The organism is Paenibacillus paludis, assembly GCF_042610515.1.
GTDB lineage: Bacteria > Bacillota > Bacilli > Paenibacillales > Paenibacillaceae > Paenibacillus_AQ.
Genome location: NZ_JBGJZP010000011.1, coordinates 174,592 through 191,682 on the forward strand (window position 1 = coordinate 174,592; position 17,091 = coordinate 191,682).

Below are 17,091 nucleotides of genomic sequence, written 5' to 3' on the forward strand. Positions count from 1 at the left end.
TCAGCCTCAGCGTATACTGCTTGGGGTGTTGACGGCTTTTGTCAAAATATAAGAATGTATATGTTTCAAACGATAACTTATCCTTCTATTTCTCGCTGAAACGGTACCGTCCTTAAAAAGGACGGCAAAGCCGTTTCCACTTGTCTAAATCTGGCTGTTTAGGATTCATATCCGGCAGAGGATTCCCCGATGCTTATCCGGTCCCGCCTTGGGCCCTGGAACTAGCGTTGTCACGGTACTGCCCGGGGGTCATCCCTTCCTGCTTCCGGAAGGAGCGGATGAAATTCTGCGAATTGTTGTATCTGAGCCTTGCGGCAATGTCCTTGATCGGCATGTCGGTTTCTTCCAGCCATTTTTTGGCCATTTTGAACCGGTACATCGCCAGGTACTCACTGAAATAATATTGGGTCTCCTTACGGAAAACGCTGCTGAGATAGTTGGCGTTGTAATGAAGGCGTGAAGCGCACTCCTCCAGCGTAAGATCCTTGTCATAATCATGCTGGACAATATCAATGATTTTCTCTGAAATGTTGTGATATTGGGCATTTTGCCGGCTGTGAAAAATCCGGATCATCGGCAGAATAACCATACTCCAGAACCAGTCCTCGATTTCGGCTACAATGTGGAGGTCGGTCAGTTCTTCGAATAAGGAGCCGTTCACATGATAAATCTGGTTCAGGCTAATTCCCGATTCCTGCATCATAATGAGGATATTATTGAGCAGACGGGTCAGCGGAATCTGGTACTCCTGCGGGGACAGTCCCAGCGCAAAAATACATTTGAACAGCTTATGCAGCAGCTCCTTCGCTTTTTCAGTATCGGCCAGCTTGATGGCGTCCATCAGGTCATTTTCGGTATGCGAAGGATAGTTTAGGTTCAGATAATGTTTGCCGGAGTTGATGTTCTCGTATTGGATGATGATGCCTTTGCCGAGCGTAATCCGGTATTTCAGAGCTTCCAGGCCTTCTCTGTAGGCGATGGATATTTTATCAAAGGAATGGAAGGGCAGACTCAGGCCAATACTGACCTGCAGCTTCAGGTAGTTATTGATCTCCTGCTGCAGATTCTCTGTCAGTGAATAGAGCGACCGGTGAAAAGCTTCGGCATTGCCTTCCATGCTGCCAATCAAGGTCACCACGGCATGGTCCATAATGACAGGCGCAAGCCTGCTGTCCGGGGGTACCAGTTCCTCGATCATATTATGCGCGGCAAACAACAGCAGATGGAGATCCTTTTTCTCATAGCTGGTATCCTCAGAGAAGTCGATGCTCAACGTGATTACAGCCATCGTCTTCCATTCTTCCATCTGGGTGTGATAGCCATATTGCTCCAGCTCTTCGAACAGCTCGCGTTTTTTGACATTGCCCTGAAAGGCCTTGGTCAGGAAAAAGGTGCGGACCTGCCGGATATGCTGGCTGACCTCCTTCTCCAGCTGTGATTTGGACTGAAATAAATGATGCACCTGTTCGCCGATAAACTGAAACTCATCCGTATGCCTGGATTTGATTCCGGGTCTGCGCAGCCCCATCTGGTTGAGCAGTCTTTCGATCGGGCTGTACATGCGGCGGGAGCCGAGCCATGCGAACAGGATGGACAACAGCAGCATCACGGCACATACATACAGGGTATAGGTTCCGATTTTGTTAGATTCCTTCGTCAAACTCTCAATGGAGGTGACCGAGAGATAGATCCAGCCGTTCAATTGGGAACGCAGATAAGTGACGGAATAGTCCTTTTTGTCCATGACGGTTTTGAATTGTCCCGAAGGTTTATTGAGATCGGAGACGAGCGAAAGATCAGCAAATCCGCCCTTTTGCGCAGGCTCTCCGATCATCGAACGGTCCGGGTGAAGCAGTATGGTGCCGGACTCATTCAGCACAATAATGCTGTCCAGCGGATCTACTTCCGAGTTGATGAAGTCCTGCAGGCTGCAGGCCGGAATATTCGCCAGGGCAAGTCCGTATTTTTGCAGTTTGTTGGTCGGCAGCTTTTTAATCAGACTGATGCTGTAGTCGCAGCCCGTCACATTGATGCTCTCCTCACTGTAGAACAGCGAGGAAGGGTTCAGCACCCATGAGGTGTTGTCGGGTACATTCATCAGATTGGAGAGCTGCTCATAATTCTTGTATTCGTTCAGGCGGTAGAGGCCGGAGTTTTTGATCATCCAATTTTGCCGTTGATTTAACAGGATCACATCTTCGAGCTTTGTATCAAAGGACTGCATATTGCGGATTTCGTTTCTTAAGTCATTATATAAAATGAAATCGGTTACATTTAACGGGTTATTTAGTGCTTTTTTTAATACCGAAGAATTCACAACCTGGTTTAAGGTTTGGTTGACAGTAGTCAGCTTATGCTCTACATTTGAGTTAATTTGTAAAATCAGTTCCATTTTGCTTTTGTTAACATTTTTTTGAATTTCGCTGGAGGATGTGAGATAGGAGAAAGAGCCAATGAACACCACAGGCAGCGTACTGATGACAAAGGCGAATAAAGTTAATTTACTCAGGAAGCTTAAGTGTTTCACTGGATTTCAGCACCTTTACTTGGGTAGTAGCAACCGCCTCATTTAAGTGTATTCATCAGCTTGGATAATAACAATAATCATCTGGTGCCGCAATAATCATTATCTCTAATTATTACTTTGGATAGAAGATTTTTCAATAATTAGCAGTTATATTTCAGAAATGAGCGTAATCATGCTAGGTATGTACTAACCAAACTTTTAGGAGGATACAGGGATGTCCAGAGTTTTTGCAGGGAGAACAGTGCGCCGATATTGCTGTTGGGTGTTGCTGCTCTCGTTCATTTTGTTAAGCGCTTGCAGTGACAACGAGTCACCCCGGACCGGTCCCGGAGAGACCGCGCCGTTCATTTCCATCCTGGCACCTCTGCATTTCCCTCAGCAGCCCTCCAAGGATATTATGGCGGAACTTGAGAAGCTGACAGGGGCTAAGCTCGACATTACCTGGGTGCCTGAAGGTGTCTACACAGATAAAATGAATACAGCATTGACGACCAATTCGCTGGGCAAAGTCACCTTTGTGAAGTTCACGGATTATAATCTGCTGAAAAGTGCGATCCGCTCAGAAGCCTTTTGGGAGATCGGGCCTTATCTGCAGGAGTTCCCGAATTTGAAACAGCTGGACCCTGCGATTCTTAACCAGGCTGCTGTAGACGGCAAAATCTATGGATTGTATACTGAGCGCCCTTCCTCCAGGCAAGGAATCATCATCCGCCAAGACTGGCTGGACCATCTTCAGTTAAGCAAGCCGCAAACACTGGATGAACTGTATGAGGTCATGAAGCAGTTTACTTATAATGATCCGGACGGAAACGGCAAACAGGACACCATTGGCCTGGTCGACCGCAACGATCTCGTGTACGGCGTGTTTAAGACACTCAGCTCCTATTTCGGTACTCCGAATAACTGGAAGCTGAAAAATCATCAGTTTATCCCTGAGTTCGTGACTCCTGAATATATGAACACCATGAATTTCATGCGGAAATTATATAATGAGAAAATGATAAATCAGGATTTCGCCTTAACCAGCAAGGAGGTCCAGCGGGATAAGTTTATCCGGGGAACGGCCGGTGTTTTTATTGGCAGCATGACGGATGTGCAGCGGCTCTCCAGTGAGGCTCAGGCGATCAATCCGGCTGCTGAATTTACACTGATTAACCGGATTAAGGGGCCAAACGGATATAAAGTATGGTCCATTCCTAACTACAACGGCCTTTACCTGTTTTCCAAAAAAGCCATTGCCACGGAGCAGGAGCTGAAGCAGGTGCTTGGTTTTTTTGACCGGACGATGGACAGGGATGTCGCCAATCTGATGAAATACGGGTTCGAGGGCAGGCATTATAAGCTGGAAGGCGGGAAGGTAATTCTTCCGGAGGAGACCTCGCAGCTGCGTGTAAATGAAGTGAATCCGCTCTACTCCCTGATGATCGCCGACTTCGGCAACAAGAACATTATGGAAGTGGAGAAAAAAGAGCAGCTGACCGCCCTGGCCGACCAGCTCAGCAAGGATAACGAACAGTTTCTCGTGGATGACCCGACCCTGCGCTTAAGCTCTCCAACCTATGATGAGAAAAACGTGGAGCTGTCGACGATTATCGTAGATGCGACCTACAACTACATCATCGGCAATATCACTGTTGAGGAATTCAACGAGCAGGTGGAAAAATGGAGAACAAGCGGCGGCAACCTGATCATCCAGGAATACACCGCGGCAGAGGCCCGGGCAGAGGCGGGCAAGTAGGATAGAGGGGCGGGGGGATTGTAATCAGTCTCCTGGATTGCCCCAGCCAGACTGCAGATTTCTCTCATTAGTAACTGTACATGTTCCCAATAATCTCCCCGCCTGCGCCATGACATTTCAACTAACTGTTCCTTGTACTCCCTATGTTCCAATCTGCCTAACCTAGTACCACTAACAACTGCTACACATCCTAAGTTCCATCCATCGCAAGTAACTTCTCCCCACCGCAGAAACCAGCGGTGGTTTTCACTCTGCCCCCTTTCCATATAAATGGAAAGGAAGACCCTTGGAGAGGTAAACGTAACGAAGGGGAAGTTTGATCCTTACGGAGCGGCAGCGATCGCCTGAAAGCTTTCCGCAGGAAAGCTCGCTTCGGAAGCATAGGCAAAGTTTGGATTTCTACCGTGGCGAGCGGTTCAAATCAGGAAATCCAAACATAACAGCGACCGGAAGTCCAAACATTCCCCGCAGTTACCCCACCGCTCCCAAATTCCCATCCCGATTAATCCCACTCCCCCAAACCAATGTTTTCCTTTCCATTTATAACCCAATAATCATTTGCTCACACCCCACCCCCAAACGCCCCATTATGAGTAAATGATTGTATTCGAAACCTGGCCGAGGCTGTAGTGTGTTGCTTGTAACCAATACAAGTCAAACGGAGGTCAAAATGGTATGAAGAAAAAATCCTTCACCCTGCTCCTGAGTGCACTGTTAACGTTCAGCATGTTGACAGCGTGTTCAGGCAACAACAACAACAATAAGGAAGCAGCGGCGACAAAAGATCCCGGTACAAGCGGGGGGACCAACACCGCGACAACAGAACCGGCACCAGAGCCGGAGAAACCGACAGAAATTAAGATTATGCTTCCACTGAACACGACAGAGACTCCACCGGACACGATCAAAGCGGAAGTGGAGAAATTGACCAATACGAAGCTGACCTATCAATTTTTCCCGGCGGATACCTATGAAGAGAAGCTGAATTCATCGTTTGCCACAGGTTCATTGCCGCAGGTGACCTATTTGAAGAATCAGACGACCTTCCTGCAGATGAAGGAAGCGATCAAGGATGGACAGTTTTGGGAGATCGGCCCTTATCTGACGGAATTCCCGAACCTGAACAAGCTGAAGCCGGAAATCCTCAATAACACCAAAGTGGACGGCAAGCTGTACACCGTGTATATCGGACGGCCGCTGGCGCGTCAAGGGATCATTTACCGCAAGGACTGGGCAGATAAATTGGGGCTGAAGGCACCTGCGAATCTGGATGAGCTGTTCGCCATGGCGAAGGCTTTTACGGAACAGGATCCGGATGGCAACGGTAAAAAAGACACCACAGGGATTGTGGACCGGAATGAGCTGGTATACGGAGCTTTCAAAACCGTCTCCTCCTGGTTCGGAACCCCGAACAACTGGGGCGAGAAGGATGGCCAGCTTGCACCGGAATTTATGTTCCCGCAATATATCGATGCGATGGACTACTTCAAAAAGCTTCGTGATTCCGAGTACATGAACCAGGATTTCGCGGCTACCAGTAAAACAGATGCTGTAAATATGTTCACCAGCGGTAAAGCGGGCCTGTATATCGGCGGATCCATGCCTGATATTGATAACCTCAATAAGGATCTGATCAAGAATGTCCCGGATGCCGTTTTGGATGCGCACAGTATGGTCGCCGGACCGGATGGAAATATTACCCAATGGATGATTCCGGGCTATAACAACGTAGTCCTCTTCCCGAAAGGCGCAGTCAAGGATGAAGCCGAGCTGAAGAAGATTCTGGCGTTCTTTGACAAGATGATGACTCCTGAGGTTGCCAACCTGATGTACTGGGGGATTGAAGGCACTCACTACACCGTTGAAGACGGCAAAGCGAAACCGGCGGATGATAAAGAGCTGATTGAACGCGAGGTTAAAGGCTATAAGGACAGCGTTATCGGTGAATACGAAACCAACGGGATGTACCAGCCTTTGAACGTGCTGCCAGGCCGGATTCATGCTGATGAACTGGCGCTGGAGAACGTCAAATTCGGAGTGGCTGACCCTACGGCTGCCCTGGATTCGGCGACCTACACCTCCAAGGGCGTTGAGCTTCAACAGATTATTACGGATGCTACCTACAATTATATCTATGGACAGCTGGACAAGGCCGGATTCGAAAAAGAAGTGGAATCCTGGAAGAGCCGGGGCGGCGCAGCCATTATCGAAGAATACAACGCCGCATACAAGAAATAGGATGACAGTCGTGAACGGTTAGGCTAAGGCCCAGTGAAGAAGGCTGCCGAAGCAGCTTCAGCAGCCTTCTGATTCATACGAAACCGGCAGTCAGATGATCAATTTATGAAGCAGAAAGGAAGAGTATTATGCAGGAAGTCACCGCTCAGCCCAGCGCAATTCCTGAGCTGGAGCCCAAAAAATACAAAAGCAGCAGTGAACTCAAAAAGCGGCTGTGGAGAAATAAACTGCTTTACGTCATGCTGATACCGGGAGTGCTGTTTTTTGTTATTTTTAAATACTTTCCAATGTACGGGTTGGTCATTTCCTTTCAGGATTACAAGCCTTATCAGGGGATCCTCGGCAGCAATTGGGTAGGGCTTGAGCATTTCAAGCGGCTGTTCGCGGAGCCGGATTTTCTCAATATCCTGGGGAATACGCTGATTTTATTCGGAATGAATATCATCTTTTATTTTCCGATTCCGATTATCCTTGCCCTGATGCTGAATGAGCTGAGAGGCACATTTTTCAAAAGATTGTTCCAGACACTCGTTTATCTGCCCCACTTTATGTCATGGGTTATCGTCGTCTCGATTACTTTCGTTATGGTCACGATGGACGGAGGAATTATTAACGAGCTATTGGTCTATTTCGGCCTTCCCAAGGTGAATTTCCTGCTGAATCCCGACTGGTTCAGGCCAATGTATATCATTCAGGTCATTTGGAGAGAAGCAGGCTGGGGCACCATCATTTATCTCGCAGCCATTGCGGCTGTGGATCCCGGACTTTACGAAGCTGCGCGCATGGACGGAGCCGGCCGGCTGAGACAGGTCTGGCACATTACCCTTCCGGCGATCCGAAGCGTCATTATTACACTACTGATTCTGAAAATCGGTTCCGTGCTGGATCTTGGATTTGAACACGCCTATCTGCTGCTCAACTCCATGAACCGGGAAGTGGCGGAAATTATTGATACGTACGTGTATACCGCAGGTTTGAGACAAGGACAATTCAGTTACAGTACGGCTATTGGCTTCTTTAAATCGGTGATTGGACTCATTATGGTCATGTCGGTCAACAAATTATCGAAGAAAATGGGAGAAGAAGGCGTTTATTGAGAGAAATGCGGGAGGAATTCAAATGGTAGAAGACAGAACGATCGGCGGCCGGATCTTTGCTGCTGTTAACTTTACGCTGCTGGCCCTCATTGCACTGGTGACGGTGCTTCCATTTATCCACGTGGTGGCAGGCTCCTTCACAACCAGTGCGGAGCTCGCGGCCAACAAATTTGTGCTGATTCCAAAAGTATGGAGCTTTGAGGCGTACAAGTTTATTTTCTCGACGGATACGATTTTTAGAGCGCTGGGAGTTTCGATTGGGGTTACGCTCATCGGTACAGCATTCAGTATGTTTATAACAGCTTTAATGGCCTACGGCCTCTCCAGACGGGATCTGGACGGGCGCAATGTTATTAACTTTCTGGTTGTGTTCACGATGTTGTTTCACGGCGGGATGATTCCTACGTTCCTGGTTGTGAAGGAGCTGGGGCTGATTGATTCCTATGCGGCTCTAATTCTGCCTTCGGCAATCAGTGCGTTTAACATGATTATTCTCAAAAACTTTTTTCAGAATATCCCGGAAGGTCTTGAGGAATCCGCCAAAATTGACGGCTGCAACGACTTCGGCATCCTGTTCCGGATTGTATTGCCGTTATCTTTGCCCTCGATTGCGACAATTTCCCTGTTCTATGCGGTGACGTATTGGAACACCTATATGAGTGCCATTCTGTATCTGGATGACAGCGCCAAATGGCCGATCCAGGTGCTGCTCAGACAAATTGTCGTGCTGGCCAGCGGGATGGATTACAGCTCTTCGCTCGATGCTGCGGTTCCGCCGCCGGATCAGACGATCAAGATGGCCGTTATCGTGGTGGCAACCCTGCCGATTCTGATGGTTTATCCGTTCTTGCAGAAGCATTTTGCCAAAGGGGCTATGCTGGGATCAATGAAGGGTTAACCGCCAAAGGACAGGTATTCTTATGTTGGAAGGGGTAGTAAGATGATAGGCAGTCTGCCGAAAACACCCATGGAATGGGCAAAAAAAGCCTGTGACTCTTTAATGGATACTTATCAAGCGGGAGAGCTTCCTCCTGCACATCGCTGGCACTACCATCAAGGCGTGTTTCTGTGCGGGATGGAGCTGCTCTGGGAAGCTGTCCGGGAGGACCGCTATCTGGAGTACATCGGTCAATATGTGGATGATCTGGTGGATGATCAGGGCAATTTCTATTTTGCCCGCGATGAGCTGGATGCGGTTCAGGCAGGACTGCTGCTGTTCACGCTACATGAACGGACCGGCAAGGGCAAGTACCGGACGGCTGCCGATAAGCTGAGAAATCTGCTGCTGACAGTAAACAGAACCGCCGAAGGCGGATACTGGCACAAGGATAAGTATCCTTATCAAATGTGGCTTGACGGACTCTACATGGCCGGAGTCTTCTCGCTGAAATATGCCAATGCCTACGGGGAAGCCGGCTTGCGGCAAACCGTGTTGCATCAGGAGAAGCTGATGCGCAAATACATGAAGGATGAAGCTACCGGCCTTTTGTATCATGCCTGGGATGAGAGCCGGCGCATGCCTTGGGCCAACCCCGAAACGGGCTGCTCTCCCGAGTTCTGGAGCCGGTCCCTGGGCTGGTACGGTCTGGCATTGTCGCAATTTCTGGACCTGCTGCCGGCAGATGAACCGGGCCGGGCGGAGCTGGCTGCTGCGCTAAGCGAATTCGTGCAGGCCTTGATCCGTTATCAGGATAAGGACAGCGGACTGTGGTACCAGGTCGTGGATAAGGGCGATGAGCCGGATAACTGGCTGGAAACGTCGGGGTCCTGCCTGTTCGTCTACACCATCGCCAAAGCGGTGAAATTGGGTCTGGCTACTGAAGAAGCAGCAGCGGTGGCAGCAGCCCAAAAAGGCTATGAAGGCCTGATCTCAGTGCTTCAGCAGGATGATCAGGGCCGCGTGATCCTGCCGGATATCTGCATCGGCACTTCGGCGGGCGACTATGAGAATTATGTCACCCGGCCTAAGGTCAGCAATGATCTGCATGGGGTGGGGGCGCTCGTCATGGCTTGTGTGGAGATGGAGTCTTTGTGCAGAAGGTAAAAGGATAAAGCGGGAAGCTCTGCAGCGGTTGGAGCGCTGCTCGAGAGGAAGGGGGACCCATGTATAACATTGCGGATTACGGAGCGCTGCGGGATAGTCCAGTGCCGGCAACGGGAGCTATTGCGGATGCCATTGCGGCAGCGAGCAGAGACGGCGGCGGAACGGTGGTTATCCCGGCGGGGACATTCAGAACAGGGGCGGTGCTGCTGCGCAGCAACATAGAGCTGCACTTAAGCCCCGGGGCGGTTCTGTCATTCAGCACCGAGCCCGGGGACTTTCCGGCTGTGGAATCCAGATGGGAAGGCGTGAAACGGCAAGTGCATGCGTCCTGCATTTACGGAGAGGATCTAGTGAATGTATCCATTACCGGAAGCGGAATCCTGGAGGGCAACGGCGCCCCCTGGTGGAACAAGCACCGGAATCACCCGGAGGCGCTGGAGTATCCCCGTCCAACGCTGATCGGATTTAACAACTGCAGCCGGGTTACGATCAAGGATGTAACGCTGCTGAACTCACCGAGCTGGACGGTGAATCCGATCTGCTGCAGCAATGTGACGATCGACAATATCTCGATCCTGAACCCGGCGGATTCACCGAATACGGACGGCATTAATCCGGAATCCTGCTCGGGTGTGCGCATCAGCAACTGCAATATTGATGTAGGCGATGACTGCATCGCGATCAAAGCGGGAACCGAGGATACGAAAGAGCGGATTCCCTGCGAGAATATAACCATCACCAACTGTACGATGATTCATGGCCATGGGGCGGTAGTGCTGGGCAGTGAAATGAGCGGCGATATCCGCAATGTGACGATCAGCAACTGCGTGTTCAAGCAGACCGACCGCGGCATTCGCATGAAGTCCAGACGGGGCCGCGGAGGGACGATTGAGGATATTCGCGCCAGCAACATTGTGATGGAGGACGTGATTTGCCCCTTTACACTTAACCTGTATTATTTCTGCGGACCCCGCGGCAAAGAGAAATATGTCTGGGACAAAAATCCGTATCCCGTTACGGCGGAAACGCCAACGTTTAGACGGATTCATTTTGAGAGTATTACCGCACGGGGCGTCCATGCGGCTGCAGGTTTCCTGTATGGGCTGGCGGAGCAGTATATTTCGGAGATTACCTTTTCGAATGTCGATATTTCAATGGCCAAGAATGCCGTTCCCGGCCAGCCCGACATGATGACAGGCATTGAGGATATGAACAACCGCGGATTTTTTCTGGGGAATGTACGGGATGTCCGGTTCCAGCAGGTGACGGTTGAGAATCATGAAGGACCGGCCTTTTATATCGAGAATGGTGAAGAGGTTGAAATCATCAACTGCCGTTCAAGAAATACCGCCCAGCCGGAAAAGCTGGTGGAGCAGGTGGAAGTAGAACCGGCAAGCATATAGTTGCACGATGCTAAGAGCATACACCGGAATGTTACGGTGCTGTACCTAAGCTATGCTGCCGCTTACCCGTTTATCTTTTGTTCAATATGTTTACTAGGAACTGTGGCCTGTGTAGGCCATAGTTCTTTTTTTGATCTTCGGCGAGTCCAGGGAAATATTCACTTTACGGCTTTTTCCTTTGCAATATTAGCAGGTATCGCATATAATTAGTACCAAGTACTAAGACCAGATACTATTAAAGAGGTGATTTCATTGACGGGTGCGAAAATTACAGCGATTGGATCTTATGTGCCAGTCCGGAGGCTGACCAATAGCGATTTGGAACAGATGGTAGAGACGAACGATGAGTGGATTGTCCAGCGAACCGGAATCCGCGAGCGGAGAATCAGCCGTGAAGATGAATATACCAGCGATTTATGCGTTTCCGCCGCGCAGGATCTGCTGAAGCGTTATGGCAAATCTGCCGGGGACGTGGATATGGTTATTGTGGCTACCAGCACGCCTGACTTTTCTTTTCCTTCTGTAGCATCCATAATTCAGCACCGTCTGGGAATTCCGCTTACCGCCGGAGCTGTCGATATGAGCGCCGCCTGTGCAGGCTTTGTCTATGCCTTGCATACGGCCCACGCTTATGTCGCATCAGGGTTGCACCGCAAGGTTCTGGTTCTTGGGGCAGATGCGCTGTCCAAAATTACGGACTATACCGACCGCAGCACCTGTATTCTTTTTGGGGATGGGGCCGGGGCGGTTCTTGTGGAGAGCGATGAGCAGGAGGACAACTTCCTCGGCTTCCATCTGGGCAGTGACGGCGGCGGAGCACATCATGTGTACCGCACGGGCCTGTCGCATAAGGTGAACGGGATTGAACTGATGAATCCAGGCAAGCTGGTGCAAAATGGCCGGGAGGTTTTCCGCTGGGCGGTAAGAACCGTACCCCAAGGCATCCAGCAGGTGCTTAAAAATGCGGGGGCAGAGCTTGCACAAGTGGACTGGCTGATTCCGCACAGCGCCAACCTGCGGATGATCGAGCCCATTTGTGAGCGCTTGGATTATCCTCTTGAGCAGGCTCTGTACAGCCTTGAATATTTCGGCAATACGTCGGCCGCAAGCATACCGCTCGCCCTGGACCTGGGTGTCCGCGAGGGCAAAGTGCTGAATGGCCAGCAGATTCTATTGTACGGATTCGGCGCGGGTCTTGCCCATGCCGGTCAACTCCTAAAGCTGACGCTGGACCCGCAGGTCGAGCTTCCGGCGCAGCTTTAACCGGAACCAGCCGTCTTCCCCGGAAGCGGCTGGTTTTTTTATGGCCTAAATGATGTATTTGTGTTCAGATCTCCACTTGCCCCTTATAGTCTTGACAAGGACAGACTACTCGCTGCATACTAATTAAACAGGGTTTATTAAGTGACTTTATTATATGTTGGAGGATGCTTATGGAGAAGGCTAACGGTTACTTAATCAAAGATATTAATCTCAACCTTGTGCGGCAGGCCATGAAGCAGATTGGAACGGGATCTAAGTCACAGCTGGCCGCATTGACCAAGCTAAGCGTGGTTACTATTAATTCACTGGTCAAGGAATTGGTTCAGCTCGGTGAATTGTCGGAAGACGAAACGGTCCCATCCAATGGGGGCAGACCTGCGCTTACTTACCGGTACAATTACGGATTTAGCCTGGCGCTGGTCATTCATATGAATGAGAAGCAGGGTGAGGATGTAGTTGTTGTGACGGTAATTAATTTAGGGGATGAGATTATAGAGCGGGAAGAATACGGCATACCGCTGTTCAATCTTGAACGGTTTTATGAATTGATTGAGCAATATTTGTCGAAACACCCTACCATCAAGGTGATTGGGATCGGTATTCCCGGCCAGTCAGTCAATGGGGAAATCAAAGTAAGCAGTCATGACCAGCTGAAAGGCGTAAGATTGAGCGAAGTTATACAGGAGCAATTTGGATTGCCGGTTATGTTGGAAAACGATGTGAATGCTGCGATCAGCGGGTACTGTTCCCGAACCGAGAAAGATGATAATCAATGTGTGCTTGGTGTATATTTTCCAAGGTCCTATCCTCCCGGCATGGGGATTTATTTGAACGGGAGTGTAGTGAAGGGCAAGGACGGTATGGCCGGTGAAATTAAATTTCTTCCGGTGGAGGTGGACTGGAACAATCCGGTCAAAACTGAGATGTTTATAGAGGCAGCCTGCACGATTATTCATACGGTGAATGTTGTGCTTGCTCCGGATGAAATTGTTATTTACCAGAGCCTGATGGATGAGGAAACCTGGGGCAGCGCTTGGAAATTGTACAGATCTCAACATGCAATGCCTTCCATGCCGAGCATCATTCTGCTCGATTCATTTCATGAAGACTTTGAGGCAGGCATGCGCTGGCTGACCTTAAAGCAGCTGGAGCCTGATATTTGGGGCAATTGATGCCCAGTTATCCGGGAAATCACAGAGAGGAAGAAACATAACTATGGCAACTTGGTTTCTAATCATTATCTATCTTTCATTTATCAGCTTGGGCATTCCCGATTCGTTGCTGGGGTCCGCCTGGCCGGTGCTGCATCTGGAAATCGGCGCTCCCTTTGGATCGGCGGGTCTCATCTCTATGATCATTGCCGGAGGGACCATCGTCTCAAGTCTGGTAAGCGGCAGCATCATTAAAAAGCTGGGCACAGGGACGATTACCCTGATCAGCTGCTGTATGACCGCTGGTGCGCTGCTGGGCTTTTCCTTCGCGCCTTCACTGGTTTGGTTGGCGGTTCTGGCTATTCCCCTGGGACTTGGAGGCGGAGCGGTAGATGCTGCGCTCAACCATTATGTAGCCGATAATTACAAAGCCCATCACATGAGCTGGCTGCATTGTTTTTGGGGTGTCGGTGCAACGGCGGGGCCGATGATCATGTCCTTTTATATTGCGAACCACAATTCATGGAGAGAAGGCTATTCGGCCGTTTCGATCATCCAGTTCGGTCTGGTAATCGTTTTGCTTGTCACCCTTCCGTTATGGAAGCGGGTAGCGAAACTGCATCATGCTGCAGAGGTTGGGAATTCGAACGGAACCCAGTCTGACGGGCTCGAGGGGAGTCACATCGGCATCAGTTCCCCGCCTGCCAAAGTGAAGGTTCATCCCACTCGTCTCAAAGGCGTTAAATTCTCGCTTCTTGCATTCTTGTTTTATTGCGGTGTCGAATCCACGGTCGGGTTATGGGGGGCCAGCTATTTAGTAGGGGCAAGAGAGGTGTCAGCCGAATTGGCTGCAGGCTGGATTTCTATGTACTATGGCGGAATCACAATCGGCAGATTGATTACCGGATTTGTGACCCTAAGGATCAGCAACCGGGTGCTGATTCTGGCGGGTCAGCTTACAGCTGCTCTAGGTGGATTGCTGCTGCTGCTTCCACTGCCTGACGTTATGACCCTCGTTGGACTCATCCTGATCGGGCTGGGGCTTGCGCCGATATATCCCGGGCTGCTTCATGAAACACCGGCCCGGTTCGGCAAAGAGAACTCCGCGCAATTAATGGGGTACCAGATGGCAGTAGCCTATACAGGAACAACCTTGCTGCCCCCATTGTTTGGTCTGATCGCTTCCGGAATTAGCATCAGCCTGTTTCCGGTTATCGTATTGGCGTTTTTGCTATTGATGATGATGAGTTCAGAGCAGGTGAACCGGGTCCTGAAACGAAGACGGTCAGAAGCGTAGACCATCAGAAGCGTAGACCGGGTGCAAGAGATCAGCCGGTATGAATATTCTTATAGGCAAAAGCTGTTCAAGCTTTTAATCTATAAGACAAAGGAGGCACGACTATTGCTAGTGATCGAAATCTTGTTTGGTATCGTATTTCTTATAGTGTTGTATTGGATCGTCCGTAAAATTGTCAATTCTCCTTCTGTGCAGAAGCATGCGGCAGAGAGGGACAAAAAGTTTAAGGACGATTTCGAACGCGGGGCTTATAAAGAGGATTGGTGAGGTTTAGCATTCAACCGGCTGCCGCAGGACTCGCGGACGATTAGCGCCGGTTCAACAACAAACGAACCGCCTTCTGATTGATTGTTAATTAGATCGAACAGCATATGGGCCGCAAGTACGCCAAGCCGTTCTTTGTTCTGGCGGATCGTTGTCAGCGTAGGGCTGGTGTATTTGCAGGCCTCAATATCGTCACAGCCGATGATGGCGATATCTTCAGGGATGCGCAGTCCGTGCTCCTTCAAGGCGCGGATGGCCCCAAGTGCCAGCAAATCGGAAGCGGCAAAGATCGCTTGCGGCAGGCTGCCTTTCTCGATGAGAGTCTGCATGGCCGCATAACCGCTGGCTTCAAAGAAATCCTCTCCATGCACGAACCACGTGGGATTCATCGCCAGACCAAAATCTTCGATTGCCTTGATATACCCTGCTTCCCGCCGGTTGGAAATATCCGAATCCGCCGTACTGCCGATAAAGCCAAGCTCCCTGTAGCCCAGCAGATAGAAATGCTCCACGACCTTGGAGGAGATTTGATAGTTGTCCGACATCACATACCCGGATTTTTTACCCTTAAGCTCCATATCTACGCCGATGCAGGGAATGCTGCTCATATCGAGGTCGCGGATCGCGGGCTCCATCTTCTGCCCGGAGATGATCACGCAGCCATCCACATGAAAGTGCTGGCAGCGTGCGAAATAATCACCGCTGCTGATAAATTTCTCGTTGGAGAAAAAAATCAGATCGTACCCCAGCACGCCCATCTGTTTCTTGAAGGAATTCAGCACCTCGATGAAAAAAGGATGGGTAAATTCGACATTAAATTCACCGGCAAAAATGACCCCGATCAGACTCGACTTTTTGGTGGCCAGTGTTTTCGCGGAATTTGAGGGGGAATATCCGGTTTGTTCGATAATCTCCAGCACCCGCTGTTTCGTTTTTTCCGAAACATCGCTGTAATTATTCATGATTTTCGAAACCGTTGAGACGGAGACACCTGCCATTTCGGCAATCTTTTTAATATTCATTTGCATGGTAAAGCCACCCTCCGACTGATCATGAATTCCGGGAAAAAGACTGATATACTGCGGTTTTGGTCCATCGCTTACACTTTATCCGTTGCAAAAATCAGTTATTCCTAGTCTATTAAACTTGTTGATACAAGTCAATCCGCAGCCGTTATTTCCGAAACCGATTTCGGCCTGGATTTTCATTTATAAATCCGCAGCAAATAGTAAATAATAAACGGCCATAGCCCCTTTGCGGGGCCATGGCCGTATTTATTATGCGGTGCAGCAGGGAGCTCACGCTCCGTGTTTACTTTTCTTTGGGAATGAAGTCGAATATCTTGCCGGTTTCCAGGGCTTCAATCAGCTTCAGCAGCCAGCGGTAGTACTTAATGGCTTCTTCAATTTTTGCTTCATCTCTATTCAGGAGCTTCTCAATATCCGGATTGTCAGCATACTCGGATTTTATTTGTTTGATTTCAGCAAGCGATTTAGCCAGTGCGGACATATTTCCCTCTACGGCTTTTCTCCATTTAATTGAGAAATAGTCACTGAAATTCTGATGCCAGTCGGGAACGACCTCGAACAGATCTTTTCGGGTTCCTTTTCCCCACACCTTGTCGATCATCTTCAGGTCAAGCAAGGTGCGCACTCCTGTACTCATGGATGTTTTGCTCATTCCCATCGTACGGCTTAGCTCGTCCAGCGTTACGGGGCCTTGATTAAAGTACATGTAACCGTATAAATGCCCAATGGATAGGGTGATTCCGTACAAATCCATGTTTTTGCCAATGGAATCAATGACCCGCTCGCGGACCTTGCTGATTTTCTCTATTTGCTCGGGCGGAAGCCCTTCTAAATCGTTCATGATGTCCCTCCTGAGGATTAGGCTAATAAACTGCAAACCTCTCCAATGTATTGTAATCAAATCTGCTGCAATAAGTAAAGAATTCATGCAGAACGGAATATGGCGTAAAACAGAGTATTCTATACGTAAAGTACGTAAAGTTAAAACTGTACACTAATTTTTTAGCGAATATGCACTTTGCGTCGCTTTTCACAACTCCG

The 17,091-nt window shown here is 49.5% G+C and carries 13 protein-coding genes; 10 read left to right on the forward strand and 3 right to left on the reverse strand.

Annotated elements, in window-relative coordinates; translation table 11 throughout:
* Window positions 1-193: 193 nt before the first annotated feature.
* The gene (locus ACAN56_RS21500) at window positions 194-2,527 is read right to left on the reverse strand and encodes a helix-turn-helix domain-containing protein (RefSeq protein ID WP_038596261.1); all 2,334 of its coding nucleotides are present in this window, start codon (window positions 2,525-2,527) and stop codon (window positions 194-196) included.
* 214 nt (window positions 2,528-2,741) lie between these two features.
* Here ACAN56_RS21500 and ACAN56_RS21505 point away from each other — a divergent pair, with 214 nt between their 5' ends.
* From ACAN56_RS21505 to ACAN56_RS21550, 10 genes are all read left to right on the forward strand, one after another.
* Entirely contained in the window at window positions 2,742-4,265 is a 1,524-nt protein-coding gene (locus ACAN56_RS21505; protein ID WP_341119097.1) for an extracellular solute-binding protein, read from the forward strand.
* A gap of 675 nt (window positions 4,266-4,940) precedes the next feature.
* The gene (locus ACAN56_RS21510) at window positions 4,941-6,503 is read left to right on the forward strand and encodes an extracellular solute-binding protein (RefSeq protein ID WP_379145679.1); all 1,563 of its coding nucleotides are present in this window, start codon (window positions 4,941-4,943) and stop codon (window positions 6,501-6,503) included.
* Between the two features lie 128 nt (window positions 6,504-6,631).
* Window positions 6,632-7,600 carry an ABC transporter permease gene (locus ACAN56_RS21515; RefSeq protein ID WP_038596257.1) on the forward strand — a complete coding sequence of 323 codons (969 nt, stop codon included), beginning with the start codon at window positions 6,632-6,634 and terminating at the stop codon, window positions 7,598-7,600.
* A gap of 22 nt (window positions 7,601-7,622) precedes the next feature.
* Window positions 7,623-8,498 carry a carbohydrate ABC transporter permease gene (locus ACAN56_RS21520; RefSeq protein WP_038596255.1) on the forward strand — a complete coding sequence of 292 codons (876 nt, stop codon included), beginning with the start codon at window positions 7,623-7,625 and terminating at the stop codon, window positions 8,496-8,498.
* A 42-nt stretch (window positions 8,499-8,540) separates the two neighbouring features.
* The gene (locus ACAN56_RS21525; protein WP_379145681.1) at window positions 8,541-9,644 is read left to right on the forward strand and encodes a glycoside hydrolase family 88/105 protein; all 1,104 of its coding nucleotides are present in this window, start codon (window positions 8,541-8,543) and stop codon (window positions 9,642-9,644) included.
* A gap of 59 nt (window positions 9,645-9,703) precedes the next feature.
* A complete protein-coding gene (locus ACAN56_RS21530) occupies window positions 9,704-11,047 on the forward strand; it encodes a glycoside hydrolase family 28 protein (RefSeq protein ID WP_379145682.1) in 1,344 nt (447 codons plus the stop codon).
* A 252-nt stretch (window positions 11,048-11,299) separates the two neighbouring features.
* A complete protein-coding gene (locus ACAN56_RS21535; RefSeq protein ID WP_379145684.1) occupies window positions 11,300-12,310 on the forward strand; it encodes a ketoacyl-ACP synthase III in 1,011 nt (336 codons plus the stop codon).
* 170 nt (window positions 12,311-12,480) lie between these two features.
* Complete coding sequence (locus ACAN56_RS21540; RefSeq protein WP_379145686.1) at window positions 12,481-13,482, forward strand: ROK family protein; 1,002 nt, start codon at window positions 12,481-12,483, stop codon at window positions 13,480-13,482.
* 43 nt (window positions 13,483-13,525) lie between these two features.
* The gene (locus ACAN56_RS21545) at window positions 13,526-14,758 is read left to right on the forward strand and encodes an MFS transporter (RefSeq protein WP_379145687.1); all 1,233 of its coding nucleotides are present in this window, start codon (window positions 13,526-13,528) and stop codon (window positions 14,756-14,758) included.
* A gap of 105 nt (window positions 14,759-14,863) precedes the next feature.
* Entirely contained in the window at window positions 14,864-15,025 is a 162-nt protein-coding gene (locus ACAN56_RS21550) for a hypothetical protein (protein ID WP_156130956.1), read from the forward strand.
* Here ACAN56_RS21550 and ACAN56_RS21555 read toward each other — a convergent pair.
* Both ACAN56_RS21555 and ACAN56_RS21560 read right to left on the reverse strand, forming a co-directional pair.
* A complete protein-coding gene (locus ACAN56_RS21555; protein WP_038600694.1) occupies window positions 15,007-16,044 on the reverse strand; it encodes a LacI family DNA-binding transcriptional regulator in 1,038 nt (345 codons plus the stop codon). The two genes, ACAN56_RS21550 and ACAN56_RS21555, sit on opposite strands and share 19 nt — an antisense overlap.
* Before the next feature lie 289 nt (window positions 16,045-16,333).
* Window positions 16,334-16,891, reverse strand: coding sequence for a GbsR/MarR family transcriptional regulator (locus ACAN56_RS21560; RefSeq protein ID WP_038596246.1), 558 nt, complete (start codon window positions 16,889-16,891; stop codon window positions 16,334-16,336).
* Window positions 16,892-17,091 lie beyond the last annotated feature (200 nt).